Source organism: Streptomyces sp. NPDC057099, assembly GCF_042671245.1.
GTDB lineage: Bacteria > Actinomycetota > Actinomycetes > Streptomycetales > Streptomycetaceae > Streptomyces > Streptomyces purpurascens.
On record NZ_JBHUTX010000001.1, the window covers coordinates 106,220 to 130,961 of the forward strand.

The 24,742-nt window shown below is 72.8% G+C and carries 25 protein-coding genes; 10 read left to right on the top strand and 15 right to left on the bottom strand.

The features are described 5' to 3' along the window. Positions 1-50 precede the first annotated feature (50 nt). Positions 51-1,367: a trans-sulfuration enzyme family protein gene (locus tag ACFT4A_RS00515; protein ID WP_382825200.1), complete on the top strand. Its 1,317-nt coding sequence runs from the start codon at positions 51-53 to the stop codon at positions 1,365-1,367. Here the strand turns inward: ACFT4A_RS00515 and ACFT4A_RS00520 are convergent. The 5 genes from ACFT4A_RS00520 to ACFT4A_RS00540 form a co-directional block, all read right to left on the bottom strand. Further along, positions 1,274-2,518 (bottom strand): GNAT family N-acetyltransferase, encoded by a 1,245-nt coding sequence (locus ACFT4A_RS00520; protein ID WP_382824590.1) that lies wholly within the window; start codon positions 2,516-2,518, stop codon positions 1,274-1,276. The two genes, ACFT4A_RS00515 and ACFT4A_RS00520, sit on opposite strands and share 94 nt — an antisense overlap. 109 nt (positions 2,519-2,627) lie before the next feature. Continuing rightward, positions 2,628-4,202 carry an alkaline phosphatase D family protein gene (locus tag ACFT4A_RS00525; protein WP_382824592.1) on the bottom strand — a complete coding sequence of 525 codons (1,575 nt, stop codon included), beginning with the start codon at positions 4,200-4,202 and terminating at the stop codon, positions 2,628-2,630. A gap of 138 nt (positions 4,203-4,340) precedes the next feature. Then, positions 4,341-5,780 carry a PLP-dependent aminotransferase family protein gene (locus ACFT4A_RS00530; protein ID WP_382824593.1) on the bottom strand — a complete coding sequence of 480 codons (1,440 nt, stop codon included), beginning with the start codon at positions 5,778-5,780 and terminating at the stop codon, positions 4,341-4,343. A 48-nt stretch (positions 5,781-5,828) separates the two neighbouring features. Beyond that, on the bottom strand, positions 5,829-6,659 hold the full coding sequence (locus ACFT4A_RS00535; RefSeq protein ID WP_382824595.1) for an alpha/beta fold hydrolase: 831 nt from the start codon (positions 6,657-6,659) through the stop codon (positions 5,829-5,831). 104 nt (positions 6,660-6,763) lie between these two features. Continuing rightward, positions 6,764-7,417, bottom strand: a complete 654-nt coding sequence (locus ACFT4A_RS00540; RefSeq protein ID WP_382825202.1) for an NADPH-dependent F420 reductase — start codon at positions 7,415-7,417, stop codon at positions 6,764-6,766. A 109-nt stretch (positions 7,418-7,526) separates the two neighbouring features. Here ACFT4A_RS00540 and ACFT4A_RS00545 point away from each other — a divergent pair, with 109 nt between their 5' ends. Then, complete coding sequence (locus ACFT4A_RS00545; protein ID WP_382824597.1) at positions 7,527-8,411, top strand: RNA polymerase sigma-70 factor; 885 nt, start codon at positions 7,527-7,529, stop codon at positions 8,409-8,411. 168 nt (positions 8,412-8,579) lie between these two features. Continuing rightward, entirely contained in the window at positions 8,580-9,341 is a 762-nt protein-coding gene (locus tag ACFT4A_RS00550; RefSeq protein WP_382824599.1) for a GntR family transcriptional regulator, read from the top strand. 115 nt (positions 9,342-9,456) lie between these two features. On the opposite strand, the gene ACFT4A_RS00555 is transcribed toward ACFT4A_RS00550, so the two are convergent. The 3 genes from ACFT4A_RS00555 to ACFT4A_RS00565 all read right to left on the bottom strand — a co-directional run bounded on the left by ACFT4A_RS00555 (position 9,457) and on the right by ACFT4A_RS00565 (position 12,549). Continuing rightward, positions 9,457-10,608: an ROK family transcriptional regulator gene (locus ACFT4A_RS00555; protein WP_382824601.1), complete on the bottom strand. Its 1,152-nt coding sequence runs from the start codon at positions 10,606-10,608 to the stop codon at positions 9,457-9,459. Between the two features lie 88 nt (positions 10,609-10,696). Beyond that, positions 10,697-11,359: a response regulator gene (locus ACFT4A_RS00560; RefSeq protein WP_382824603.1), complete on the bottom strand. Its 663-nt coding sequence runs from the start codon at positions 11,357-11,359 to the stop codon at positions 10,697-10,699. Positions 11,360-11,373: 14 nt separating this feature from the next. Next, positions 11,374-12,549 (bottom strand): sensor histidine kinase, encoded by a 1,176-nt coding sequence (locus tag ACFT4A_RS00565; RefSeq protein WP_382824605.1) that lies wholly within the window; start codon positions 12,547-12,549, stop codon positions 11,374-11,376. Positions 12,550-12,657: 108 nt separating this feature from the next. On the opposite strand from ACFT4A_RS00565, the gene ACFT4A_RS00570 reads away from it, so the two are divergent. From ACFT4A_RS00570 to ACFT4A_RS00580, 3 genes are all read left to right on the top strand, one after another. Then, positions 12,658-13,578, top strand: a complete 921-nt coding sequence (locus ACFT4A_RS00570; RefSeq protein WP_382824607.1) for an ABC transporter ATP-binding protein — start codon at positions 12,658-12,660, stop codon at positions 13,576-13,578. Between the two features lie 2 nt (positions 13,579-13,580). Then, positions 13,581-14,309, top strand: a complete 729-nt coding sequence (locus ACFT4A_RS00575; protein ID WP_382824609.1) for an ABC transporter permease — start codon at positions 13,581-13,583, stop codon at positions 14,307-14,309. A gap of 69 nt (positions 14,310-14,378) precedes the next feature. Then, on the top strand, positions 14,379-14,810 hold the full coding sequence (locus ACFT4A_RS00580; protein WP_382824611.1) for a hypothetical protein: 432 nt from the start codon (positions 14,379-14,381) through the stop codon (positions 14,808-14,810). 4 nt (positions 14,811-14,814) lie between these two features. Here the strand turns inward: ACFT4A_RS00580 and mug are convergent, their stop codons facing one another. From mug to ACFT4A_RS00610, 6 genes are all read right to left on the bottom strand, one after another. Then, positions 14,815-15,360 (bottom strand): G/U mismatch-specific DNA glycosylase, encoded by a 546-nt coding sequence (mug, locus tag ACFT4A_RS00585; protein WP_382824613.1) that lies wholly within the window; start codon positions 15,358-15,360, stop codon positions 14,815-14,817. An 8-nt stretch (positions 15,361-15,368) separates the two neighbouring features. After that, positions 15,369-16,811, bottom strand: coding sequence for an adenylosuccinate lyase (gene purB / locus ACFT4A_RS00590; RefSeq protein WP_382824614.1), 1,443 nt, complete (start codon positions 16,809-16,811; stop codon positions 15,369-15,371). Positions 16,812-16,917: 106 nt separating this feature from the next. Beyond that, positions 16,918-17,691: an SGNH/GDSL hydrolase family protein gene (locus tag ACFT4A_RS00595; RefSeq protein ID WP_382824616.1), complete on the bottom strand. Its 774-nt coding sequence runs from the start codon at positions 17,689-17,691 to the stop codon at positions 16,918-16,920. Between the two features lie 61 nt (positions 17,692-17,752). Then, positions 17,753-18,766, bottom strand: a complete 1,014-nt coding sequence (locus ACFT4A_RS00600) for a hemolysin family protein (protein WP_382824618.1) — start codon at positions 18,764-18,766, stop codon at positions 17,753-17,755. Further along, positions 18,763-20,103: a hemolysin family protein gene (locus ACFT4A_RS00605; RefSeq protein ID WP_382824620.1), complete on the bottom strand. Its 1,341-nt coding sequence runs from the start codon at positions 20,101-20,103 to the stop codon at positions 18,763-18,765. The genes ACFT4A_RS00600 and ACFT4A_RS00605 overlap by 4 nt, the downstream gene beginning before the upstream one ends. Positions 20,104-20,259: 156 nt before the next feature. Beyond that, on the bottom strand, positions 20,260-21,141 hold the full coding sequence (locus tag ACFT4A_RS00610) for an MBL fold metallo-hydrolase (protein WP_382824621.1): 882 nt from the start codon (positions 21,139-21,141) through the stop codon (positions 20,260-20,262). Between the two features lie 134 nt (positions 21,142-21,275). Here ACFT4A_RS00610 and ACFT4A_RS00615 point away from each other — a divergent pair, with 134 nt between their 5' ends. From ACFT4A_RS00615 to ACFT4A_RS00625, 3 genes are read left to right on the top strand one after another with little or no spacing between them, the layout of a single operon-like run. After that, on the top strand, positions 21,276-21,485 hold the full coding sequence (locus ACFT4A_RS00615; protein WP_382824623.1) for a hypothetical protein: 210 nt from the start codon (positions 21,276-21,278) through the stop codon (positions 21,483-21,485). Further along, a complete protein-coding gene (locus ACFT4A_RS00620) occupies positions 21,472-22,863 on the top strand; it encodes an amidase (protein WP_382824625.1) in 1,392 nt (463 codons plus the stop codon). The genes ACFT4A_RS00615 and ACFT4A_RS00620 overlap by 14 nt, the downstream gene beginning before the upstream one ends. 58 nt (positions 22,864-22,921) lie before the next feature. Continuing rightward, positions 22,922-23,467: a TetR/AcrR family transcriptional regulator gene (locus tag ACFT4A_RS00625; RefSeq protein WP_382825203.1), complete on the top strand. Its 546-nt coding sequence runs from the start codon at positions 22,922-22,924 to the stop codon at positions 23,465-23,467. Positions 23,468-23,493: 26 nt separating this feature from the next. Here ACFT4A_RS00625 and ACFT4A_RS00630 read toward each other — a convergent pair whose 3' ends face one another. Then, positions 23,494-23,919, bottom strand: coding sequence for a GNAT family N-acetyltransferase (locus ACFT4A_RS00630; RefSeq protein ID WP_382824627.1), 426 nt, complete (start codon positions 23,917-23,919; stop codon positions 23,494-23,496). A 159-nt stretch (positions 23,920-24,078) separates the two neighbouring features. Here ACFT4A_RS00630 and ACFT4A_RS00635 point away from each other — a divergent pair, with 159 nt between their 5' ends. Beyond that, a complete protein-coding gene (locus ACFT4A_RS00635) occupies positions 24,079-24,741 on the top strand; it encodes a phosphatase PAP2 family protein (protein WP_382824629.1) in 663 nt (220 codons plus the stop codon). Position 24,742: the final 1 nt, after the last annotated feature.

Below are 24,742 nucleotides of genomic sequence, written 5' to 3' on the forward strand. Positions count from 1 at the left end.
CACAGAACCGGTCGCTGTTCACCCTTCCCTCCATGGACCTGGGCATGGACATGAGCACAGCGCCCCTGGGCGCCCGCGACGACATACGCACCGCCCCGCGAGCACTCGCCACCGAGGCCGTGCACGCCGGCCGGGACGACCTCGCCCGGCAGGGGCTGCACGCCCCGCCGATCGACCTGTCCACCACCTATCCGTCGTACGACAGCCGCGGCGAGGCGGCCCGGATCGACGCGTTCGCCGCCACCGGCACGGAGCCGGACGGCCCGCCCGTCTACGGACGGCTGGGCAATCCGACCGTCGGCCGCTTCGAGACCGCGCTGGCCCGCCTGGAGGGCACCGAGGCGGCGGTCGCGTTCGCGAGCGGCATGGCCGCGCTGAGCGCCGTCCTGCTGGTACGCGCCTCGATGGGGCTGCGGCACGTGGTGGCCGTACGTCCCCTCTACGGATGCAGCGACCATCTGCTCACCGCCGGGCTGCTGGGCTCGGAGGTGACCTGGACCGACCCGGCCGGAATCGCCGACGCGCTGCGCCCGGACACCGGCCTGGTCCTGGTGGAGTCCCCGGCCAACCCCACGCTCGCCGAGGTCGACCTGCGGGCCGTCGCGCACGCCTGCGGTTCGGTGCCGCTGCTCGTGGACAACACCTTCGCCACCCCGGTCCTCCAGCGCCCCGCCGAGCAGGGCGCGCGGCTGGTGCTGCACAGCGCCACCAAGTACCTCGGCGGACACGGAGATGTGCTGGCAGGCGTGATCGCCTGCGACGAGGAGTTCGCGGGCAGGCTGCGCCAGGTACGGTTCGCCACCGGCGGAGTGCTGCACCCGCTGGCCGGCTATCTGCTGCTGCGCGGGCTGTCCACCCTCCCCGTACGGGTCCGGGCCGCCTCCGCCACCGCCGCCGAACTCGCCCGCCGCCTGGCCGCCGACCCGCGAGTGGCCCGTGTGCACTACCCGCGCATCGGCGGCGCGATGGTCTCCTTCGAGATACACGGCGATCCCCACGAGGTCATCGCCGGCGTCCGCCTCATCACCCCCGCCGTCAGCCTCGGCAGCGTCGACACCCTCATCCAGCACCCGGCGTCCATCAGCCACCGCATCGTGGACGCGGACGACCGACAGGACGCCGGGGTGAGCGACAGCCTGCTGAGGATGTCGGTGGGCTTGGAGGACGTCGAGGACCTGTGGAGGGATCTGGACAGTGCGCTGACGCGTTCAGGGGCGCGGGGAACTGCGCGACCAGCCACAGCGCACCCGCACCCGTCGACTGACGAAAGCCCCTACGGCGCTGAGGCACTCCCCAACTCACCCGCACGCGCCGCAACCCGCTCACCCAGCCGCGCCGTGATCACCAGCGTCCCCTCCTCGACCTGATAGTCGAGAGGAAGCCCCAGCCCCCGCATCGCCGCGACCATGCCCGTGTTCGACGCCTGCGTCACGGCATACACACTCGCGCACCCGGCATCCACCGCCATCGCCACCAGCCTGCGCAGCAACTCGGCCCCCACACCCCGCCGCTGCCACGCGTCCTCGACGATCAGCGCGACCTCCGTCTCGTCCCCGTCCCACAGCAGATGCCCGAGCCCGACCACCCGCCCGGACGCGGTCTGGACGGCGAGCGTACGGCCGAAGCGGGGGCTGAGCAGGTGGTTGAGATACCGGTCGGCATCGCCGACCGGGCCGTGGTAGCGCAGCCTCAGCGTGCGGTCCGAGCACCGCTCGTGCATGGCCCGGGCCGGCTCCAGATCACGGGTGTCGGCCCGGCGCACGGTGATGTCGGCGCCCTCGGCGAGGGTGAGCACGTCCCGGCCGTGCGGGACGCGCGGGCCGAGCCGGGCGTCCAGTTCCACCAGGGCCCTGGCCCGGGCGAACTCGGTCGGCGTGAACGGCAGGTACGGCCGCTCCACGGTGATCACTCCGCCTTCCGGGGCGCGCAGGCGCAGCACGGTGCCGTCGAGGGCGCCCTCCACCGGCACTCCGCCGGGCACGGGCTCGCCACCGGCCGGTGCGGGCTGGGAGCGGATCGTGCAGCGGCCCAGCAACTGGCGCAGGGCCAGCGGAAGTTCCGCGGCGTCCAGGGCGGTGCGGGCGGCGAGTCCCAGGACTCTGGTCGGCGCGTCCACCAGGTCGTGGGCGTCGGCCCGCTCGATCCAGGTGTCGGTGCCGCCGGCCGTCCGGACGGCTGTGGCGATCCCGGACGCCGGCAGCTCACCCGGGGCCCGCAGCAGGAACTCGTCCACCGTGCCGTCGGCCAGTGGATGCGTCTGCAGGCTCAGGATGTCGACGCGCTGTCCGGCGAGGGCCGTGCACAGCGCCGCCAGTGACCCCGGCTCGTCCTGGACCGTGGTCCGCATCCGCCACAGCGTGCTCGCCCCCGGCACCGGCTCCGGTGCCGGGGACTCGGTATGGTCCGTCGGCGGCGCGTTCTCGTGGCGTCGTGTCCGCCAGGCCCGGAACGCCGTGGTGAACCGTTGCATCGGGGCGGCGGGGCGGCAGTTGTCGTTCGGGTGCGTCGCTTCCGTCATTTTTCGCGTCATGCACCCACTGTGAGGGAACGGTGTTGCGTGATCGCGAACGTCATGTGACTGGCCGGTAAAGGGGACAGTTTGCCCCCTTCGTCGACGCTTCAAACACCTACTGGCCGACCCGGCCCGGCTGGAGCACCTGTGTGAACAGCACGGTGCCGTCCTGCTCGCGCAGACGGACCGTCAGCTCGCCGCTGCCGCCGTCGATGTCGACCTCGCCGAAGAACTGGTAGCCGCCGGCGGGCGAGACGTTGGCGGTCGTCGGCGCCTTGATGAACACACGGTCCGGGCCGAAGGTGCCGTCGAGCGTGTTCGCCGGGAAGGCACCGGCGTTGAGCGGGCCCGACACGAACTCCCAGAACGGCTCGAAGTCGGTGAAGGCGGCCTTCGACGGCAGGTAGTGCTGCGCCGAGGTGTAGTGCACGTCGGCCGTCAGCCACACCGTGCCCGTGATCCGCCGGTGCTTGATGAATCGCAGCAGCTCGGCGATCTGCAGCTCGCGGCCCAGCGGCTTGCCGGGATCACCCTGCGCGACGGCCTCGATGTTCGGCTTGCCGTCGCCGGTGTCCGGGACGACCAGGCCGATCGGCATGTCGGAGGCGATCACCTTCCACACCGCCCGGGAGCGGGACAGTTCGCGCTTGAGCCACTCCAGCTGCTCGCGGCCGAGGATGCCCTGCGCGTCGGCGGGCTGGTCGTCCGTCGAGTTGGCGTTGCGGTAGGTGCGCATGTCCAGGACGAAGACGTCCAGCAGCGGGCCGTGGTGCTGCACGCGGTGGACCCGGCCGCTCGGGCGGCGCAGCGTCGAGATGGGGAAGTACTCCGAGAACGCCTGGCGGGCACGGGAGGCGAGCACGTCCACGTTCTTCTCGGTGTACCGGGTGTCGCCGAGGATCTCGCCCGGGTACCAGTTGTTGGTGACCTCGTGGTCGTCCCACTGGATGACGGACGGGACCCGGGCGTTGAAGGCGCGCAGGTTCTCGTCCAGGAGGTTGTAGCGGAAGTTGCCGCGGAACTCCGCCAGGGTCTCGGCGACCTTCGCCTTCTCCTCCGTGGTGATGTTCCGCCAGGTCCGCCCGTCGGGCAGGGCCACGGTCTCGGTGAGCGGGCCGTCGGCGTAGATGTTGTCGCCGCTGCAGAGGAAGAAGTCCGGGTCCAGGGCGCCCATCGCCTCGTAGATCCGGTAGCCGCCGAGGTCCGGGTTGATGCCCCAGCCCTGTCCGGCCTGGTCACCGGACCAGACGAACCGCACCCCGTCGCGGCGTTTGCCGGACGCGGTACGGAAGCTGCCGGTGACCGGCTCGCCGGTGCGGCGCGGGTCGTCCGGGTCGGTGAGCAGCACGCGGTAGTGGATCTGCTCGCCGGAGGGCAGTCCGCGCAGCGGGGTCGTGCCGGTGAAGTCCGTGCCCGGGCCCAGCAGGGGGCCGTGCCATCTGCGCGGGTTGCGGAACGACTCGGTCGCCGACGTCTCGACGATCATCCGGGCGGGCCGGTCGGAGCGCACCCACACCAGCCCGGAGTCGGAGGTCACGTCCCCCGCCTGTACACCCCACCCCGCCTTCGGACGCCCGGACCGGGCGAAGGCCGGCGCCGCTCCGAGAGCGGTGGGCAGGGACAGGGCCGCCGACGCGGCGAGGGAGCCCCGCAGGACGCTACGGCGCCCGGGGAACGGACGGTGTGACATGGATACGCCTCCAGGGACGGGATCCGGCCAGTGTGCAGAGCCACAACTACTGGCACGCCGCAGCGCGCACACGAACCCCAAGTGAACAACTGACCCCAGGGGCGGGGGAACCGGCGCGCACGGGCGAGCCCGGCGGAATCACCCGGTGGCCGCGTGTGCCATCAGCCGTACGCCCTCGGCGATCCGGGCGGGCGGCACATGGGCGTAGCCCAGGACGAGCCGCACCTTCTTCGTCTCGGCGCTCTCGGTCCCCGGGTGGGCGCAGGACGACAGTGGGCGCACCGCCACCCCGGCCTCCGCCACGCGTGCGAGGAACCGCTCCTCGGGGCCGTACCGCTCCGGCAGCGTGGCGATCACATGCAGGCCCGCGGCGATCCCGGACACCTCAGAACCGGGGAAGTGCTCGGTGAGGGCGGCGACCAGCGCGTCACGCCGCTCGCGGTAGGCGCGCTGGCAGCGGCGCAGTTGGCGGTCGTAGTCGCCGCGTTCCAGGAACCGGGCGAACAGGGCCTGGTCGAGGGCCGGGTGTCCGAGGTCCATGGTGCGCTTGCGTTCGACGATCTCCTCCGCCCAGGACTCGGGCACCAGCAGCCAGCCCAGCCGCAGTCCCGGGGCGAGGGACTTGCTGACGGAGCCCGTGTAGGCGACATGGTCCGGGTCGAGGCCCTGGAGCGCGCCGACGGGGGCGCGGTCGTAGCGGAAGTCGCCGTCGTAGTCGTCCTCCAGGACGATGCCGTCCACCTCCCGCGCCCAGTCCAGCAACCCGGCCCGGCGGTCGGCCGAGTAGGCGATGCCGGTGGGGAACTGGTGGGCCGGAGTCGTCACCACGGCCCGAACGCCCGACGCCCGCAGCGGCTCCAGGGCGATCCCCTCGCCGTCCACGGGCAGCGGCACGGCGGTGACCCCGGCCGAGGCATACAGGGCGTTGTGCTGGGGACTGCCGGGGTCCTCCACCCCGACGGCACGCACCCCGCGCGCGTGCAGCGCGAAACCGAGCAGGGTCGTCGCCTGGGCGACCCCGGACACCACCACGATCCGCTCCGGGTCGGCCACCACGCCCCGCCGCCGGGCGAGCAGTCCGGCCAGCGCGGTCCGCAGCCGGGGCAGCCCGCGCGGATCGGGGTATCCCAGGTCCTGGTGAGGCAGTTCCGCCAGGACATCGCGCTGCGCGGCGGCCCATGCCGAGCGCGGGAACAGCGACAGGTCCGGCGTGCCGGGCACGAAGTCCGCGCGGGCACCGGGGGAGCGCGGGGCGAGGTCGCGCGCCCGCGGCCGGGCGGCCCGTGCGGCCGCGCCCACCCAGGTCCCGGCGCCCCGGCCGCTGCGCAGATAGCCCTCGGCCGTCAGCTGTTCGTACGCCTCCGTGACGAGCCCCCGCGACACCCCCAGGTCCGCCGCGAGATCCCGGCTGGACGGCAACCGGGTGCCCGGCGCGAGCCGGCCCGAGCGGACCGCCTCGCGCAGCGCCGCCTGGAGGGACCGGCCCCGCGTGCGTGCCGGTGCCGCGGCGGCGGGAAGCAGCAGCTCCCAGGCCGCGGACGCGGCACCGGTGCCCGGGGCGCTCTGCGGTGGCTTCATGAAGGGAGACCTTAGGGGCTCCTCGCCGCGCGCGAGCCCCGGTACGGGTCAGCGGCTGCCGTCGAGGACGACCCTGGCGACCAGTGCCGGGTCGTCGTTCATCGGGACGTGGCCGCAGCCCGGCAGCCGTACCAGCCGGGCCCCGGGGATGACGCCCTTGGCCCGCACGCCCTGGCGGGGGACGAGGAGCCGGTCCCGGCTGCCCCAGGCCACGGTGACCGGGGTGCCCACGATGTCGTCGCCGAACCGCACGGTCCTGCCGGAGCGGAGGGTCTCGGAGAACCCCTGCGCCCGGGCCAGCGCCAGCGTCTCGGCGACCACGGCCTCGGGCGAACGGCGGCCCGGGCGGGCGTAGATGGTGCTCGTCAGCAGCGTGCGGCCGATCGCGGGACGGGCCAGCCGTTCGACTACGGGCAGGGGCATCCGCTGAGCGATCTGCCGCATCGTCATCAGCACCGCGAAGGCGTAGCGGCGCTCGGCCTCGTTCCAGAATCCGGCCGGGGACAGTGCCGTGACGGAGCGGACGAGCCGCGCCCGGGCCAGGTCCAGGGCGAGCAGGCCGCCCAGCGAGTTGCCCGCCACGTGCGGCCGTTCGATCTCCAGCGCCTCGCACAGCGCCACGAGGACGGTGTTCATCGTCGGCAGGTCGTGCGCCATGCCGTCCGGCAGCGCAGGCGACTCGCCGCACCCGGGCAGGTCCACGGCGATCACATCCCGTTCGGCCGCCAGCGCGGGGATCACCGGATCCCACACCTGCCGGTGGTGGCCGATGCCGTGCAGCAGGAGCAACGGGTCGCCGCTGCCCCGGCGCGTGTAGGCCAGGGTGACGTTCTGCTCGCCGTGCGCGGAGGCGACTTTGAAGGAGACGGTGGCGGACATGGGGTGCTCCTCGGCTGTACTCGCTGACGGACGCCGTAGACAGCTTGTCAGCAATTGCTACCGGCGGGTAGCCCCAAGTCGTCGCCTTCACGGCCGCGGACCGCTCAACGGGCCCGGCACAGCTCCAGGTTGAAGTCCCCGTGCCCGAACTTCCGCATCAGGCCGACCCACAGCGGCAGCCACATCTCCACGGCCCGCGCCGCCTGGATCCCACCGAGGTCGAGCACCCGCTCCCGAGGCCAGCCGAACTCCCCGAGCAGGGCCGTCACCCGCTCCTTGGCTCCCTCGTCCTCCCCGCAGACGAACACGTCGTGCTCGCCCGGCACCCGCGCCGGATCCACCATCACCCGGCAGTTGACGGTGTTGAGCGTCTTCACCACGCGCGCGTGCGGAAACGCCCGCTGGATCTGCTCGCCCACGCTGTCCGACCCGACGGGGGACAGCCGCAGCTCGCCCTCCTCGAACGCCAGCGGGTTGGAGACGTCCACGAGGACCTTCCCGTCGAGGTTCTCCGGCCCCGCCGCCTCCAGCGCCGTAAGGGCCACCCGCCCGCCCACCGCGTTCACCACGACCTCACCGAACGCCGCCGCCTCCGCGAACGTCCCCGCGTCCGCCCCGGCGCCCGCGGCGGCGGCCCACTCCAGCGCGGCCGGATTCTCCCTCGTGCGCGAGCCGAGCCGCACCTCGTGCCCCAGCTCCACCAGCCGGCCGCCGAGGGTGCGCCCGACCTCGCCCGTGCCCAGCACCGCGTACCGCATCGCCACCTCCGGGAACCCGCCGGCGATCACCGACGTCCTGTCGGCCATTCTGTCCGGGAAAGGATGATTCCGCCTGGACAGGGCCGCACCCGTGGGCTGGGATGGAGCCGTGACCACCGAGACGGCGACCGACCTCTTCGAAGCGCACCGCCCCGTCCTGCTGGGCGTCGCCTACCGCATGCTGGGCCGTGTGGCCGACGCGGAGGACGTGGTCCAGGACGCCTGGCTGCGCTGGTCGGGCAGCGACCGCGGTGAGGTACGCGAACCGCGCGGCTACCTCGTACGGATCACGACCCGCCTCGCCATCGACCGGCTGCGCCAGATCAAGTCCCGCGGGGAGACGTACGTGGGCCCGTGGCTGCCCGAGCCGTACGTCACCGACTTCGGCGACAGGGTGCCGGACACCGCCGAGCGGGCCGTGCTCGCCGACTCCGTGTCCCTCGCCGTCCTCGTCGTCCTGGAGTCGCTGTCACCGCTGGAGCGCGCCGTGTTCGTGCTGCGCGAGGCCTTCGGCTTCCCGTACGCCGACATCGCCGTCATGCTCGACCGCGGCGAACCGGCGGTACGCCAACTGGCCGGACGGGCCCGCAAGCACGTCGAGGAGCGGCGGCCCCGCTACGAGGTCGACCCCGCCCAGCGCCGCGACCTCACCGAACGCTTCCTCGCCGCCGCGGCCGAGGGCGACCTCGAAGGACTCATGGCGCTGCTCGCCCCGGACGTCCGTCTCGTCGGCGACAGCGGCGGCAAGGCGCGGGCGCCGCTGCGGGTCCTGCGGACCGCGGACAATGTCGGCCGCTTCCTCATCGGCGCCGCACAGAAGGGCGTCCCGGACTTCTCCGTGCGATTCCTGGAGCTCAACGGCGGCCCGGCCATGCTGGTCCTGTCCGGCGACAGGCCCGACTCCGTCTTCCAGCTCGACGTCGCCGACGGGCGGGTCCAGGCGGTCTACATCATCCGGAACCCCGACAAGCTGCGGTCGCTGGCCGCCGGGTAGCCGGTGCCGTCGTGGCCCCGTGGACCTCGGATGAACGCCCCGTGAACGTTCCCGGCCATTGGTCTTGACCAAGGATCAGGGCCGTCCTATGGTCGCAGAGAAGTGAAACAACCTTTAAAAAACAAGGGCGCGAAAACGCCGCCGACCACGGCGATTGCGGAGGACAGGGTGGGGACCACGCAGCTGGAATCGGTGCCGGAACCGAAGTACTGGCATCTCAAGACCGTGCTCAGTGAAGCGCTCGACTCGGAATTCTCGGTGGGCGAGATCCTGCCCAACGAGCGCGACCTCGCGGCCCGCTTCGGGGTCGCCCGCGCCACGCTCCGCCAGGCCCTGGAGCAGCTCGAACTGGAAGGCAGGCTGCAGCGCCGCCGCGGTGTCGGCACGACCGTCGCCCCGCCGCGCATGGGCGTCTCCCTCGGCACCGGCCCGCACACCTGGCCCGGCGGCTCCGAAGACGCCTGGCAGCCCGTCGACTGCGTGGCGGCGGTGCCGTCGGCGGCCGTCGCCGACGCGCTGGAGACCGGCCGTGACGAGGCCGTCCATGTCGTGCGCCGCTCCCGTGTGTCGAACGGCCGGCCGGTGGCCGCCGAACTCCTCTACATCCCGCGGTCCTCGGTGCCCGAGCTCTCCGGCATCGACGCGCCGTCCGGAGCGGCACACGCGCGTGCGGTGCTGCGTGAGCTGCAGCGACTGGAGCCGGCGCGGCAGGAGAACGCGGTGGAGCTCGGCTCCGCCGGCGCCGACGACGCGAAGGAGCTGGATCGGCTGCCCGGGGCGCCCGTCCTTGTCGTCACGACTCGTTTTGTGTCCGAGGGGCGTACGGCTGCGCTGTCGGTTGCGACGTATCGCGCTGACACGTGCCGGTTGACCTTCGGTGATTCGGGCGGGGTGGAGATTCATGACGGGCCTGAGCAGCGGGCGTCCTGAACCTTTGCGCCGTGGGGGTGTGGTGAGTCGGGGGCTGCGGGTTCGTTGTGGTTGCTCGCGCCCACGCGGCGGAGCCGCATATCGACACAGCCCCGCGCCCCTGAAGGGGCGCTGCCTAAAAGAGAGGGCGTTGTTCCACCGCGAAGAGTTGCTCCTCCACGTGGTCCAGGGCCAGGCGTAGGGCGCCGGTCGCCACGGCCGCGTCGCCGAGGCGGGAGAGGGTGACCTGTGGGGGGCGGAGGCAGTAGCGGGAGAGTTCTTGGCGGAGGGGGGCCAGGACTCCGTCGAGGCCCGCTGCCCAGCCGCCGATGACGACCAGTTCCGGGTCGAGGGCCAGGACGAGGGCCGCCACGTCGTGGACCAGGCGCTGGAGGAAGCGGTCGACGGCCGCCAGGGCCCGCTGGTCGCCCTCGCGGGCCTGTGCGAAGACCTCGGCGACGGCCTGCTCGTCGAGCGGGTGCAGGGGTTCGTCGGTGGTGGAGAGCAGGGTCTCCGGGGTGACCTCCCGGCCCAGCAGATGCAGCGCGCCGATCTCGCCGGCCGCCCCGCCGTAGCCTCGGTGCAGCCGCCCCCCGATCAGCGCACCGGCGCCCGGGCTGAGCCCCGCCAGCACGAACACCACGTCGTCCGACTCGGTGGCCGCGCCCTTCCAGTGCTCGGCTACGGCGGCCGCGTTGGCGTCGTTCTCGACCAGGACCGGGCACTTGAAGGACCTGCTCAGCCGCTCGCCCAGCCGCAGTCCCGTCCACCCCGGCAGCGCGGTGCCCAGCCGTACCGTGCCGTCCGCCTCGACGATCCCGGGCGTCGCCACGCCCACGGCCCGCAGCGAGCCCCTTGCGACACCGGCCCGCCGCAGCAGCTCGGCGACCGCACCGCGCAGCCGCTCCAGCCGCTCGTCGGCCCCCGCCGTCTCGGACACGTCCTTGGCCTGGGCGCCGATCACCCGGCCGTCCAGGTCGGCCAGCAGCGCAGCCACCCGGTGCGCCCCGATCTCCAGACCCAGCAGATGCCCGGCCTCCGCCCGGAACCGGAACCGCCGCGCCGGGCGCCCCTGCCGCCGTGCGGCACCCTCCTCGGCCGCCTTCTCGACGACGAGACCGGCCTCGATGAGCCCCTCGACGACGCCCTCGACGGTCGGCCGGGACAGCCCCGTCACCCGGGTGATCTCCGTCAGCGTCGCGCAGTCCGTGGCACGCAGCGCGTGCAGCACCACCGCGGAATTGATCCTTCGCAGCAGCGAGGGATCCCCGCCGGTCAGCCGCCCCACCGTCCGTCCTCCCAGGTCGCGCGCGTGTTGGCCGGATCGTACTCGGCGCGGCGCGCCCCGGCGAGGGTCCGGCACCGGCCCCAGCCGATCAGCCCGGTGCCACGAACCCCGACTCGTACGCGGCGATCACCGCCTGGGTCCGGTCCCGCGCCCCCAACTTCGCCAGCACCGCGCTGACATGCGACTTCACGGTCTCCGTCCCCACGACCAGCCCGGCGGCGATCTCGGCGTTCGACAGACCCCGCGCCATCAGCCGCAGCACCTCGGCCTCGCGCTCGGTCAGCTGGGCCCGCTCCATCACGGCCCGCGCCGCACGGTTCCCGCCGTCGTCGCCGTATTCGGCGGCGAGCTGCCGCACCGAGGCCGGGAACAGCAGCGACTCGCCCTCGGCGATCAGCCGCACCGCGTGCACGATCTCCGCCGGCCGGGCCCGCTTGAGCAGAAACCCGTCCGCCCCGGCCCGCAGCGCCTCGTACACGTACTCGTCGTTCTCGAAGGTCGTCACCACCAGGATCCGCGGCGGCTCGTCGACCGTCCGCAGCAGCGCCCGGGTGGCCTCGATCCCGTCCAGCAGCGGCATCCGTACGTCCATGGCGACCACGTCGGGCCGCAACCGCCGCACGAGCGGTATCACCGCCGCCCCGTCCGCGGCCTCCCCGACCACCTCGATGTCGGGCTGTGCCTCCAGCACGGCCCGCAACCCCGCGCGTACGAGGGGTTCGTCGTCGACGAGGAGAACGGTGACCGGCATCCGGACAGCGTAGATCAACTCAACGGGAGTTCGACATGAACCTGCCAGTCACCTTCGTCGGGTCCGGTTCTGGCCCGTCCGCCGAGCAGGGCGGCGCGCTCGCGTATGCCGCGCAGGCCGCTGCCGCGTCCGGGGCCGGGGCCGGGTATCGGCTCGGGCAGCGGGTTGCGTATCGCGAGGACGAGGGTGTCGCCGGTGACCTGGACACGTACCTGAGCCGGGACCGCCCCCGCGTGCCGCAGCACATTGGTCAGCGCCTCCTGGAGGATCCGGTAGCCCTCCCGGGACACCGGCCCCGGCACGGTGTCCACGGGGCCGGTCACCTCGGCGTCGACCTTCGCCCCGGAAGCGCGCGCGGACTCCAGCAGCCGGTCGGCGTCCGCCAGTGTCGGTCTGCTGCTCACGGGCTTCTGCGACTCGCGCAGGACGCCGAGCACCCGCTCCAGGTCCTCGAGAGCGGCCCGGCCGGTCTCCTCGATGGCGCTCAGCGCCCGGTCCGTGAACTCGGGGTCGCCGGCCGCCCGCGCCGCCCCGGCCTGCACGACGGCGACGGTCAGCGCGTGACCGATGGAGTCGTGCAACTCGCGGGCGATACGCGTGCGTTCCAGGAGTTGTTCGGTGCGTTCCTCCAGCGCCGCCATCCGCTCGGAGGGTGACGGTCCGAGGAGCCGTTTGGCCAGTGCGGTGACGAAGTGGCCCGACCACACCACGATCACGAGGCACAGAACCAACGGCACAGGTGCGAGCACGGCGTGCCACCAGTGGTTCTCCTCGACGGTCACGAACCCATCAGCCAAGGGCCCGAGACCGAGCCCGGTCGTCAGCAAGTCGACCCCCAAGAGGGGCAATTGGACGGAGAGGTGAGCCACGACCCAGCCGATGCACAGCCGCGCCTCCAGCCACACCACCGTCCGCCCGCGGTCCGCCCACGTGACCGACGGGGTGGTCACGATCTCCTCGCTCGCCCTGTCCTGCCGGTTGCCGATCAGCAGCAGCCTGGCCTGAAACCCCTCCACGACCCGTGTGATGGGCACGAGGCCCGCCAGTCCGAGCAGCACGGCGGCCGTGACCTGGGTCCACACCGCCTCGTCGACGAACAGCCACAGCGACGACCACACGATGGCCACCATCATGTGCAGCCACCGCTTGTACGTCACCGACCGGGTAAGCGGGCGCAGCATGCGGACCATTGCGTCATCGTGCCAGCCACCACTGACAACGGACTTCCCCCGCACGGGGGAGGCGGTCTCCACCGCCGGGGGAGGCCCGCACCCCGCACGACCGGCCAGGCTGTTGCCATGACCAGCATCGACGTCCAGTCCCTCACCAAGGAGTTCGGCACCAAGCGCGCCGTCGACGACCTCACGTTCCGCGTGCTGCCCGGCCGCGTCACCGGCTTCCTCGGCCCCAACGGCGCCGGAAAGTCCACCACCATGCGGCTGGTGCTCGGCCTCGACCGGCCGACCGCCGGTTCGGCGACCATCGAAGGACGCGCCTACCCGACCCTGCGCGAACCCCTGCGCCACGTCGGCGCCCTGCTCGACGCCCAGGCCGCGCACGGCTCCCGTACCGCCCGCGACCACCTCCGTGTCCTGGCCGCGAGCAACCGCATCCCGGACCGGCGGGTCGACGAGATGCTGGAGGAAACCGGCCTGGCGTCGGTGGCCCGGCACCGCGTACGGACGTACTCCCTGGGCATGCGCCAGCGACTCGGCATCGCCGCCGCCCTGCTGGGCGATCCCGAGGTGGTCATGCTGGACGAGCCGTCCAACGGCCTCGATCCCGAAGGCATCGTGTGGATCCGGCAGTTGCTGCGCCGGCTCGCGGGGGAGGGGCGGACGGTCCTGGTCTCCAGCCATCTGATGAACGAGACCGCGTCCTTCGCGGACCACCTCGTCGTCCTCGGCCGGGGCCGGCTGCTGGCCGACACCCCGATGCGGGACTTCATCCACGCACGCGTGCGGCCGCGCGTACGGATCCGCACGAGCGACCCCGTCGCGCTCAAGAGCGCCCTCGCCGGGCACGGCCACGAGGCCGAGGAGCACGCGGACGGCCACTGGACCGTGCACCACGCACGCGTGGACGACATCGGCCGCATCGCCTCCGCCGCGGGCGTACCGGTCCTGGAACTCGCGGCCGAGGAGGGCACCTTGGAGCAGGCCTACTTCGACCTCACCTCCGCCGAGACCGAGTTCACCGCACAGCCCCAGGAGGCCTGACCATGGAACTCACACCCGTACTCCGCTCCGAGTGGCTGAAGGTCCGTACGCTCCGCTCGCTGCCGGGCGCGCTCGTGGCCCTGTTCGCAGCGACCACGGCGTTCTCCGCGATCGCCGGTGTCTCCGAGACGTCGGACCCGGGGTTCGACCCACTGTTCACATCCCTCTCGGGTGTCATTCCGGGCCAGATCGCGGCCATCGCCTTCGGGGCCATGGCCGTGTCGGCGGAGTTCCACTCGGGGGCGCTCCGGCTCTCGCTGGCCGCGGTTCCCCGGCGCGGCCGGTGGTTCGCGGTCAAGGCGGCCGTCATCGCCGTACCGGCGCTCCTGGTGGGGCTGGTGACGGCTCTCGCCGCTCTCCTCGTCGCGCGGGCGGGCATGGGCTCGGCAGCCGACGGGCTCGGCGTCGGCGAGCAGGTGCGGGGCGTTGTGGGCTGCGGCGTCTACCTCATGCTGATGGCGCTGTTCGCCGCCGGGCTGGCCGCCCTGTTGCGCAGCGGCGTGGCCACACTGTCGCTGTTGATCCCGTTCATCCTCGTCGTAGGGTTCGTGATCGGTGACGCCACGGGCTCCGTCGCGGACTTCCTGCCCGACAAGGCGGGGCAGTTGGTCCTGCGGGAGACGTACGACGGATCGTTGCTCGGGCCCTGGTCGGGGCTCGCGGTGACCGCGCTCTGGACGGCCGGCGCTCTGCTGGCGGGAGCGTGGAGCGTGCGCCGCCGGGACGCCTGACCGGCAACGGGGCCGATGCCCCGCCGAGTGTCCCCGCCAAGTGTCAGTGGGCGCGGGTTTACTGGACCCATGAACCTCGCACGGCACATCGCCCTCGTCGACGAGCTGTGCTACCGCCCCTTTCCGGCGGAGCACGGCCCGTCGGACGTCGGCAGGTCAGGACCCGGCTACCACGTCGCGGTGTTAGAGAGCGAGCCGTACGGCGACCCCGCGGCCCGGGCCGTGACGATCGACCAGTGCGAGAAGGACCGGGACGCCGTCTACGAGCTTCTCGCCTCGCGCTGGGGCGACACCGACCCCTACAACCTGCAGACCGTTCTGCTGCGTACCGAGCACGAGGAGATATCCCGGCCGTGGGCCGACCTCGGCGCATGCGCCGGCGTGGCGTACCTCTGGGAGGTGGAGGGCTCCGGCCGCTGGGTCGCCGTGGCGGTCGCCGACCGCGACGAGGCACAGGAAGTGCACCTGCTGGCGCTGGTCACGGAGACCGACCCGCCGTAGGGGATCAGCTCCCGGTCGCTTCCCGCAGCCGTCCGAACTCCTCCGCCATGGTCTCGACCGTCCAGTGCGCGTTCAGCCCGCTCGGGTTGGGCAGCACCCACACACGCGTGTTCCCGAACGTCCGCGACTGCGGCCCCACTCGGGCCTTCCGGTCGTCGAACGCGGCGCGGTACGCGGTCACGCCCACCACCGCCAGCCAGTCCGGCCGCAGCCGCTCCGCCTTCAGCGCGAGCAGCCGCCCGCCCTCCCGGTACTCCTCGGCGCTCAGCTCGTCGGCCCGGGCGGTCGCCCGCTCCACGACGTTGGTGATGCCGAGCCCGTACGACAGCAACTCCCGCTGTTCGGACGGCTTCAGCAGCCGGGGCGTGAAGCCGGACCGGTGCAGTACGGGCCAGAAGCGGTTGCCGGGGCGGGCGAAGTGATGGCCCGTCGCGGCCGTCATCAGCCCGGGGTTGATCCCGCAGAACAGCACCCGCAGACCGTCCGCGACCACGTCAGGCACGACACGGTCGCGGGCGGCCTCCAGCTCCTCGGGCGTGAAGCGCGCCATGCGGCGCGTCAGAGAATCGCGCCGGGCGTGTAGCCCGCGGCCTGGGGGTGCTGCTTCGCGATCTCCTCGACCCGGGCGACCACGGTGGCGACCTGGTCGCCCGAGGCACCCGTGAAGGACAGCTTGTCGGCCATCAGCGCGTCCAGCTCGGCGCGGTCGAGCGGAATGCGCGCGTCGGCGGCGAGCTTGTCGAGCAGCTCGTTGCGCTCGGCGCCCTGCTCACGCATCGCGAGCGCGGAGGCGACGGCGTTCTCCTTGATCGCCTCGTGCGCGAGCTCCCGGCCCACGCCCGCGCGCACGGCGCCCATCAGCACCTTGGTGGTGGCGAGGAACGGCAGGTACCGGTCCAGCTCCCGGGCGACGACCGCCGGGAACGCGCCGAACTCGTCGAGCACCGTCAGGAACGTCTCCAGGAGGCCGTCCAGCGCGAAGAACGCGTCCGGCAGCGCGACCCGGCGCACCACCGAGCAGGACACGTCGCCCTCGTTCCACTGGTCGCCCGCCAGCTCGCCCGTCATCGAGGCGTAGCCGCGCAGGATCACCATCAGGCCGTTGACGCGCTCGCAGGAGCGGGTGTTCATCTTGTGCGGCATCGCCGAGGAGCCGACCTGGCCGGGCTTGAAGCCCTCGGTGACCAGCTCGTGCCCGGCCATCAGCCGGACCGTCTTGGCCAGCGACGACGGCGCCGACGCCAGCTGCACCAGCGCCGTCACGACCTCGTAGTCCAGGGAGCGCGGGTAGACCTGGCCGACCGATGTGAACGCCTGCGAGAAGCCCAGGTGCGTGGCGATCCGCTGCTCCAGCTCGGCGAGCTTGGCGGCGTCCCCGCCCAGCAGGTCCAGCATGTCCTGCGCGGTGCCGACCGGGCCCTTGATGCCGCGCAGCGGGTAGCGGCCCAGCAGCTCCTCGACCCGGCCGTAGGCCACGAGCAGCTCGTCGGTGGCGGTCGCGAAGCGCTTGCCGAGGGTGGTGGCCTGCGCGGCGACGTTGTGCGAGCGGCCGGCCATGACCAGCTCGCCGTACTCGCCGGCCAGCTTGCCCAGACGCGCCAGGACGGCCACCGTGCGGTCGCGCATCAGCTCCAGGGAGAGCCGGACCTGCAGCTGCTCCACGTTCTCGGTGAGGTCGCGGGAGGTCATGCCCTTGTGCACGTGCTCGTGCCCGGCGAGGTCGTTGAACTCCTCGATCCGTGCCTTCACGTCGTGCCGTGTGACCTTCTCGCGCTCGGCGATGGAGGCCAGGTCGACGGTGTCGAGAACGCGCTCGTAGTCGGCGAGCGCCGCGTCCGGCACCTCGATCCCGAGGTCCTTCTGGGCGCGCAGCACGGCGAGCCAGAGCTGCCGCTCCAGCTTCACCTTCTGCTCGGGGGACCAGAGCGTGGCGAGTTCGGCGGAGGCGTACCGTCCGGCGAGGACGTTCGGGATGCGGGGCTTGGCGGGAGCGGAAGTCACGTGGACGGAGTCTACTGGCGATTCGTGCAGGCCAGCGCACCGGCCTTTTCGTCGGAACCTACGAGAGGCTCCCGATGCCGTGGGCGAAGGGGTGGTGCGGCGGGACCTACAGCTCGTACGGCAGCAGCTCGGGGCGCTTCGGTGGCAGGCCGTCGCCGGAGGAGCGGCCCGTCAGGCGGCGGCCTATCCAGGGCAGCAGGTACTGCCGGGCGAACCGCGCGTCCGCCGCGCGGCGCATGACCCAGCCCGGCGGCAGGGTCGTCGGCATCGGCGTGCGCCACTCGGTGTCCTCGGGCTCGTAGCCGAGCGTCTGCCACACGGCCTCGGCGACCCGGCGGTGGCCCTCGGCCGTCAGATGCAGCCGGTCCACGTCCCACAGCCGGGGGTCGCCGAGCGAGGGGGCGCCGTAGAGGTCGACGACGATCGCGCCGTGCCGGTCGGCGAGCTCGTCGACGCAGGCGAACAGCTCCTCCATGCGCGGCCGGAACCGCTCCAGGACGGGACCCCGCCGACCCGGGCTGCGCATCAGGACGAGCTGCTTGCACGACGGGGCCAGCCGCTCCACGGCCTCCTCCAGGAGGGCGCGCACCCGGCCCATGTCGCACTTGGGCCGCAGAGTGTCGTTGAGCCCGCCGACCAGGGTGATCACATCGGGTTCCATGGCCGCCGCCACGTCCACCTGCTCGTCGACGATCTGCTGGATCAGCTTGCCGCGCACCGCGAGGTTGGCGTAGCGGAAGCCGGGTGCGCCGGCCGCCATCCGTGCGGCGAGCAGGTCGGCCCAGCCGCGGTAGGTGCCGTCGGGCAACAGGTCCGACATGCCCTCGGTGAAGGAGTCGCCGACGGCGACGAGGCTGCTGTGGGTGGGGTTCGTGTGCATGGCGACGGAAATAATATCCCGTGCACATACCCAGCAGTCGGTCGGCTGCCGGTGGCCCCGGTCACGTCCGCCGGCCGAACAGCTCCCGCAGTACGTCCTCCATGGTCACGAGACCGGACAGCCGGCCGTCCTCCCCGAGGACCGCCGCGAGATGCGTACGGCTGCCCCGCATCGCGGTGAGGACGTCGTCCAGCGGCGTGTGCTCCCGCACGCGCGCGATGGGCCGCATGTCCCGCAGCCGGAACGGCACATCGCGCCCCAGGGCGTCCAGGGCGTCCTTCACATGCAGATAGCCGACGATCCGCCGACCGTCGTCCACCACCGGGAAGCGGGAGAACCCGGACTCCGCCGTCAGTTGCTCCAGCTCGTCCGGGGTGACGCCCACGCTCGCGTAGACCACGCTCTCCAGCGGCAGCACCACGTCGCGCACCGGGCGGCGGCCCAGTTCCAGCGCGTCGTGCAGCCGCTCCTGGGCGCGGTCGTCGATGAGGCCGGCCTCGCTGGAGTCCTTCACGATCTGCGCTATCTGGGCGTCCGAGTAGGAGGCGGCGACCTCCTCCCTGGCCTCCACGCGCAGCAGCTTCAGCAGCGTGTTGGCGAAGGCGTTGATCGTGAAGATCACCGGCCGCAGCGCCCGGGACAGCGCCACCAGGGGCGGGCCGAGCGCCAGCGCGCTGCGCACCGGCTCGGCGAGCGCGATGTTCTTCGGCACCATCTCGCCGAGCAGCATGTGCAGATACGTGGCCAGGGACAGCGCGATCACGAAGGACACCGCGTGCCCCGCGCCCGCGGGCACGCCCACCGCGTGGAACACCGGCTCCAGCAGATGCGCGATCGCCGGTTCGGCCACCACACCCAGCACCAGCGTGCACAGCGTGATGCCGAGCTGTGCTGCCGCCATCAGGGCCGACACATGCTCCAGGCCCCACAGCACGCTCTTGGCGCGCCGGTCGCCCCGGTCGGCGTAGGGCTCGATCTGGCTGCGGCGCACCGAGATCAGCGCGAACTCGGCGCCGACGAAGAAGGCGTTGACGACGAGCGTCGCCAGGCCGATCAGCAGTTGGACCGCGGTCACAGCTCCGCTCCCTTCTCGTCGGGCTTCTCGTCGTCGAGGGGTGCCCGCAGCCGGACGCGTGCCGCCCGGCGGCCCGCCGCGTCCAGGACCTCCATCCGCCAGCCGGCGACCTCGAGGGTGTCACCGACGGCCGGTATCCGGCCCAGCACCGTCGCCACCAGACCGGCCAGCGTCTCGTACGGGCCCTCCGGCGCACGCAGCCCGACCCGCTCCAGGTGGTCCACGCGCGCGGAGCCGTCGGCCGAGTACAGGGCGTGGCCGGCCTCGTCCGTGCCGGCCGGGGCGAGGTCGGGCAGCTCGTGCGGGTCGTGCTCGTCGCGCACCTCGCCGACCACCTCCTCGACGATGTCCTCCAGGGTGGCCACGCCCGCCGTGCCGCCGTACTCGTCGATCACGACGGCCATCGTGCGCTTGCCGGAGAGCCGGTCCAGGAGCCGGTCGACGGTGAGCGTCTCCGGGACCAGCAGCGGTTCGCGCATCAGCTCGGAGACGTAGATCCGGGTCCGGCGCTCGGCCGGTACCGCCAGCACGTCCTTGACGTGCGCGGTCCCGACGACCGAGTCGAGGGTCCCGCGGAAGACGGGGAAACGGGACAGACCGGTGGCCCGGGTCGCGTTCGCCACGTCCTCCAGGGTCGCCTGCACCTCCAGGGCGACGACCTGCACCCGGGGCGTCATCACGTTCTCGGCGGTCAGGTCGGCGAGGTTCAGGGTCCGCACGAACAGCTCGGCGGTGTCGGCCTCCAGGGCGCCTTCCTTGGCCGAGTGGCGGGCCAGTGCCGCCAGCTCCTGCGGCCCGCGCGCCGAGGCCAGCTCCTCGGCGGGCTCCACGCCGATCCGGCGCACGACCCGGTTCGCCGTGTTGTTGAGGTGGGTGATGAAGGGCCGGAACGCGGCGCTGAACCAGCGCTGGGCGTTGCCCACGGTCTTGGCGACGGCCAGCGGCGAGGAGATCGCCCAGTTCTTCGGAACCAGCTCGCCGACCACCATCAGGAACACCGTCGACGCGGCCGTGCCGAGCACCAGCGCGAGGGTGTGCGACGCCGACCGCGAGACACCGGCGTCCTCCAGCGGCCCGGCGATCAGCGCGGCGATCGACGGCTCTGCGAGCATGCCGACGACCAGGTTCGTGACGGTGATGCCGAGCTGCGCCCCGGACAGCTGGAACGTCAGGCTCCGTACGGCCTTCATCGCGCCCTGCGCGCCCCGCTCGCCGCGCTCCACCGCCCGCTCCAGCTCGGCGCGCTCGACCGTGGTGAGGGAGAACTCGGCCGCCACGAAGGCGCCGCAGGCGAGCGAGAGCAGGATCGCCACCAGAAGGAGGAGCACTTCGGTCATCGGTTCACCCCCGTTCCATGGTTCTCCAGGACGGGGCGGAACGCGCGGTGTCGCGCACGGGGAGGCTCGCCCATGGGCGGACGCTCACAACCTTTCATGCAGAGCCGAGTGGCCATCCAAGGGTAAAGGATGGGCAAAGTCCTTCTGTGGGGGTGCTCAGGGCGAGTCGGCGGGTGCGGGTGCGAGCCGATAGGCGCCCTCGTGGGCGACGACGTTACCGGCCGTCGGCGGCGCGAAGTGGGTGCCCAGGAGGAGGGTGTCCGTACCGGCGAGCGAGTCGAGCAGTCCGCGGCGCGTGGCCTCGGACCGTCCGGGGTCGATGTCGACGCAGGCGCCGATGCCCGGGTGGGCGAGCTGGACGGGGTGGTGGACGCAGTCGCCGGTGATCAGTGCCGTCCGTCCGCGACTGGTCAGTTCGACGGCGAGGTGGCCGGGGGTGTGCCCCGGGGTCGGGATCATGCGCAGGCCCGGGGCGACTTCGACGCCCTCGGCCGGGACATCGACGAGGTCGAGCCGCCCCGCCTCCTCCACCGGGAGCACGGAGTCGCGGAACATCTGCGCGCGAGCCTCGTCCATGGCGTACCCGGCCCAGAACTCCCGCTCGACGCGGGAGGTCAGATAGCGGGCGTGCGGGAAGGTGGGCACCCACGCGCCGTTCACCTGCCGGGTGTTCCAGCCGACGTGGTCGGCGTGCAGATGGGTGAGGATCACCAAGTCCACCGAGTCCGGGGGGAATCCGGCTGCGGTCAGGCGCCGCAGGTAGTCGGTGTCGAGGTCGTGCCAGGCGGGATTGGCCCGCTGCTTGCCGTTGCCGATGCCCGTGTCCACCAGGACCCGCAGCCCGCCGACGGTGAACGCGAAGCTGTGGCTGTCGAGGTGCAGGACGCCTTCGGAGTCCGCGAAGTGGGGGTGCAGCCAGTCCTGCCCCGCGACGACGTCCGGTGTGGCGTCGGGCAGCAGCCACGGTCCGGTGGCGGGCGGCAGGGGCACCTCGTCGATGCGGTGGACGGCGACCTCGCCCACGGTCCAGGTGGTCATCGGTATCTCCTTGACGCGCGACTCAACGCGACGCGCTTAAAGCAATCTGTTTGCGTTAATCCGACCGTAGGTCCTACAGTCCACTAACGCAAACAGTTAGCTTTTGTAGCTCAGGGACGTTCAAAGGGAAGCTCATGTCCTCCACCGAACTCACGCCTCCGGAAGCGGCCCGCTGGGCCCACCGTGCCGGGCTCGCCCTGCCGGCCGACCGCCACGCCGCGGTCGCGGCCACCGCCGACCACATCCACGCCGTCGTCGCCGTCCTGCGCGAGCTGGACTTCGGCGACACCCCGCCCGCCCCCGCCTACCGCGCGGCACAGGAGGCCTCCGATGCTGCCGTATGAACTGACCCTGAGTGCCGCCGCCGACCTGATCCGGGCGCGGCGGCTGTCTCCCGTCGAGCTGGTGGACTCCGTGCTGGAGCGCGTCGAACAGGTCGAGCCGAGGCTCGGGGCCTATGTCACCGTCACCGCCGAGCACGCCCGCCGGGCCGCGCGTGAGGCCGAGAGTGACATCGCGGCCGGCCGGCATCGCGGTCCGCTGCACGGCATCCCGATGGGCCTGAAGGACCTGATCGACACCGCCGGAATGGCGACGTCGGCCAGTTCCCGGGTCAGGGCCGGCCATCGCGCGCACGCCGACAGCACCGTCGCCGCACGTCTGTCGGCGGCCGGGGCCGTCCTGGTCGGCAAGACCCACACCCATGAGTTCGCCTACGGGCTGACCACCCCGCAGACCGGCAACGCCTGGGACCGCGACCGGGTCGCCGGCGGCTCCAGCGGCGGATCGGCGGTCGCCGTGGCCGCGGGTGCCGCCACCTTCGCCCTGGGCACCGATACCGGCGGATCCATCCGGGTGCCCGCCGCGCTCAACGGGGTCGTCGGCCTCAAACCGACCTACGGCCTCGTCCCGCGCCACGGCGTCACCTCGCTGTCCTGGTCCCTGGACCACGTCGGCCCGCTCACCCGCACCGTCGAGGACGCGGGCCTGGTCCTCGACGCCCTGGCCGGCCACGACCCCCGCGACCCCGCCTCCCTGGCCACGCCCTCGGCGGACCACCGGCCGACCGAGGGCACCGACCTGAGCGGACTGCGCATCGGCGTGCCGCGCACCTGGTACTTCGACCACGTCGACGCGGAGGTGGAAGCCGCCGTCCGGAACGCGATCGACCGGCTCCGGAGCCTCGGAGCCCGGCTCGTCGACGTCGAGATCCCCATGACCCGCTACATCCAGGCCACCCAGTGGGGCCTGATGGTCCCCGAGGCCACCGCCTACCACGAGAGCACCCTGCGCACGGTCCCCGAGCTGTACCAGGCCGACGTCCGCGTCCTCCTGGAGGCCGGCGAACTGATGCCCGCCGGCGACTACTTGCGGGCCCAGCGCTCCCGCACCCTCATGCGGCAGGAGTGGGCGAGCATGCTGCGCGAGGTCGACCTCATCGCCGCCCCCACCCTCCCCGCGACCGCGGCCCGGGCCGGCCAGGAGACGATCACCTGGTCCGACGGCACCGTCGAGGGGGTCTCGGACGCCTATGTGCGGCTCTCCGCCCCCGCCAACATCACCGGGGTGCCGTCCCTGTCCGTGCCGGTCGGCCACGACACCGAGGGCCTGCCGATCGGCATGCAGCTCCTCGGCAGGCCGCTCGGGGAGAGGCTGCTCCTGCGGGTCGGCCACGCCTACGAACAGACCCGGCCCGCCCGTGAGCTCGCCCCGGCGGCCTGAAGCAGCGGCGCACCAGACGCAAAGGGTTCGCTTTAAGGTGGGTTCCGTGAGCAGACAGATGGTGCGCCCCGGCGGCCGCAGCGCCCGGGTCCAGGCCTCGGTGCACGCCGCCGTGCGCGAACTCGCCTCGGAGCTGGGCCGGGACGCCCTGACGGTGCCGCTCGTCGCCCAGCGCGCGGGCGTGACACCGTCGACGATCTACCGCCGCTGGGGCGACCTCCAGGTACTGCTGTCGGACGTGGCGGTCGAGCGTCTGCGGCCCGACACCACGCCCGGCGACCACGGCGCCCTGTCGGCCGACCTGACGGCCTGGGCCGAGCAGTTCCTCGACGAGATGACCTCGCCCGCCGGCCGCGCCTACATCCGCGACGCCCTGCTCGGCGACCCCGACGGTGGCAACGCCGGCCAGTGCTCGGCCTACGCCGCCGAGCAGATCGGCCTCGTCCTCACCCGGGCGGCCGGGCGCGGGGAGCGGACACCCGACGTCGAGACGGTGATCGACCAGGTCGTGGCACCCATGATGTACCGCATCCTCTTCCGCCCGGACGGCCTGGACGCCGCCTACGCCCGGCGGCTCGTGGCCGGGGTTCTCGCGGCGGCCTGAGACACTCCCCGGCCGAGGGACACTCCCTAGCCGACGAGGGGCTTGACCCAGCGCCGCCAGTGGTCCTCGCGGTGGTAGCCGGCCGCGGCCCAGGTGTGGTGGGCCTGTTCGTTGACTTCCAGGACCATGGCGTCGACACGTCGTCCGCCCAGGGCCGCGAAGCGCTGTTCGGCGGCTTCGAGGAGGGCGGTGGCGATGCCCTGCCGACGGTGGTCGGGGTGTACGGCGAGCCGGTAGGCGGAGCAGCGCCATCCGTCGAAGCCCGCTATCACGGTGCCCGCGAGGACACCGTCGCGCTCGGCGAGGATCAGGGCCTCGGGGTCCCGTGTGATGAGGCGCGCCACTCCGTCGTGGTCGTCGCTGATGCTGGTTCCCTCCGCGGCTTCGCGCCAGAACCGCAGCACGGTGTCGATGTCCGAGAGGGTCGCGCAGCGGATGTGAAGATCGCTCATGGGACGAGCCAAGCAGAGCACCGGCCTGTCCGGCGATCGGGTTTCAGTACCCGGACACCGCCTGTTGGTTAGGGTGGCGACCGGAGACTGACGGCGCCCGCGCGGGCCGAGTCGGACATGACGGGGGGCTCGTTCGTGGGGAGTTGGCGCCCAGAGGCCATGGCTGCCCACCGGTCGGCGCCCGCGGTGCTGCCCCCACCGCTGCGCGGGTGGCTCGGGCTGATCGCGGTCCTCGCCGCGCTGGTGGTCGTCGCGCTCGGGGTCCGGTACGCCGGGCACGGCGAGCCCGGCACGGTGGACGGGTGGATCCAGCCGACGGTGGACGGTGTGCGCCCGCCGTGGCGGTACCTCGCCCTGGCCACGGACTTCCTGGCGGAACCCCTGGGAGCGGCGGCGCTGGTCGTGGCCACCGTGACGGGCTGCCTGCTCCTTCGACAGCCTCGCGCGGCGGTGCTCGTCGTCGCCGGCGCCGGCCTGACCGTGGGGACGACGAAGCTGCTCAAGTCCCTGGTCGGACGCACCATCCACGGCGCCGACAACCTGTCCTACCCGAGCGGGCACACCGCCTTCCTCACGGCGCTCGCCCTCGTGGTGGCCCTACTCGCGACCGGCCGGCTCGGCCTCGGCAGGACGGCCGGCACGGTGCTCGTGCTCGGGGCGGCGCTCGTCGCCGGCACCGCCATGGGCTGGGCGCAGGTCGCCCTCGGCGCGCACTACCCGACCGACGCCCTCGGCGGCTGGTGCACCGCGCTGGCGGTGGTACCGGCGACCGCCTGGCTGGTCGACCGGGCGGCCGACGCCGGTCGGCAGCGGCGCCGCTGAC

Excerpts from the sequence above, each read along its gene's own strand:
- ACFT4A_RS00625 (WP_382825203.1), top strand. The coding sequence starts at position 22,922 with ATGGTGCGCCCCGGCGGCCGCAGCGCCCGGGTCCAGGCCTCGGTGCAC.
- ACFT4A_RS00615 (WP_382824623.1), top strand. The coding sequence starts at position 21,276 with ATGTCCTCCACCGAACTCACGCCTCCGGAAGCGGCCCGCTGGGCCCAC.
- ACFT4A_RS00605 (WP_382824620.1), bottom strand. The coding sequence starts at position 20,103 with ATGACCGAAGTGCTCCTCCTTCTGGTGGCGATCCTGCTCTCGCTCGCC.
- mug (WP_382824613.1), bottom strand. The coding sequence starts at position 15,360 with ATGGCGCGCTTCACGCCCGAGGAGCTGGAGGCCGCCCGCGACCGTGTC.
- ACFT4A_RS00620 (WP_382824625.1), top strand. The coding sequence starts at position 21,472 with ATGCTGCCGTATGAACTGACCCTGAGTGCCGCCGCCGACCTGATCCGG.
- ACFT4A_RS00635 (WP_382824629.1), top strand. The coding sequence starts at position 24,079 with ATGGCTGCCCACCGGTCGGCGCCCGCGGTGCTGCCCCCACCGCTGCGC.
- ACFT4A_RS00520 (WP_382824590.1), bottom strand. The coding sequence starts at position 2,518 with ATGACGGAAGCGACGCACCCGAACGACAACTGCCGCCCCGCCGCCCCG.
- ACFT4A_RS00595 (WP_382824616.1), bottom strand. The coding sequence starts at position 17,691 with ATGCACACGAACCCCACCCACAGCAGCCTCGTCGCCGTCGGCGACTCC.
- ACFT4A_RS00530 (WP_382824593.1), bottom strand. The coding sequence starts at position 5,780 with ATGAAGCCACCGCAGAGCGCCCCGGGCACCGGTGCCGCGTCCGCGGCC.
- ACFT4A_RS00610 (WP_382824621.1), bottom strand. The coding sequence starts at position 21,141 with ATGACCACCTGGACCGTGGGCGAGGTCGCCGTCCACCGCATCGACGAG.
- ACFT4A_RS00580 (WP_382824611.1), top strand. The coding sequence starts at position 14,379 with ATGAACCTCGCACGGCACATCGCCCTCGTCGACGAGCTGTGCTACCGC.
- ACFT4A_RS00560 (WP_382824603.1), bottom strand. The coding sequence starts at position 11,359 with ATGCCGGTCACCGTTCTCCTCGTCGACGACGAACCCCTCGTACGCGCG.
- ACFT4A_RS00570 (WP_382824607.1), top strand. The coding sequence starts at position 12,658 with ATGACCAGCATCGACGTCCAGTCCCTCACCAAGGAGTTCGGCACCAAG.
- ACFT4A_RS00575 (WP_382824609.1), top strand. The coding sequence starts at position 13,581 with ATGGAACTCACACCCGTACTCCGCTCCGAGTGGCTGAAGGTCCGTACG.
- ACFT4A_RS00535 (WP_382824595.1), bottom strand. The coding sequence starts at position 6,659 with ATGTCCGCCACCGTCTCCTTCAAAGTCGCCTCCGCGCACGGCGAGCAG.
- ACFT4A_RS00565 (WP_382824605.1), bottom strand. The coding sequence starts at position 12,549 with ATGGTCCGCATGCTGCGCCCGCTTACCCGGTCGGTGACGTACAAGCGG.
- ACFT4A_RS00630 (WP_382824627.1), bottom strand. The coding sequence starts at position 23,919 with ATGAGCGATCTTCACATCCGCTGCGCGACCCTCTCGGACATCGACACC.
- ACFT4A_RS00515 (WP_382825200.1), top strand. The coding sequence starts at position 51 with ATGAGCACAGCGCCCCTGGGCGCCCGCGACGACATACGCACCGCCCCG.
- ACFT4A_RS00540 (WP_382825202.1), bottom strand. The coding sequence starts at position 7,417 with ATGCGGTACGCGGTGCTGGGCACGGGCGAGGTCGGGCGCACCCTCGGC.
- ACFT4A_RS00525 (WP_382824592.1), bottom strand. The coding sequence starts at position 4,202 with ATGTCACACCGTCCGTTCCCCGGGCGCCGTAGCGTCCTGCGGGGCTCC.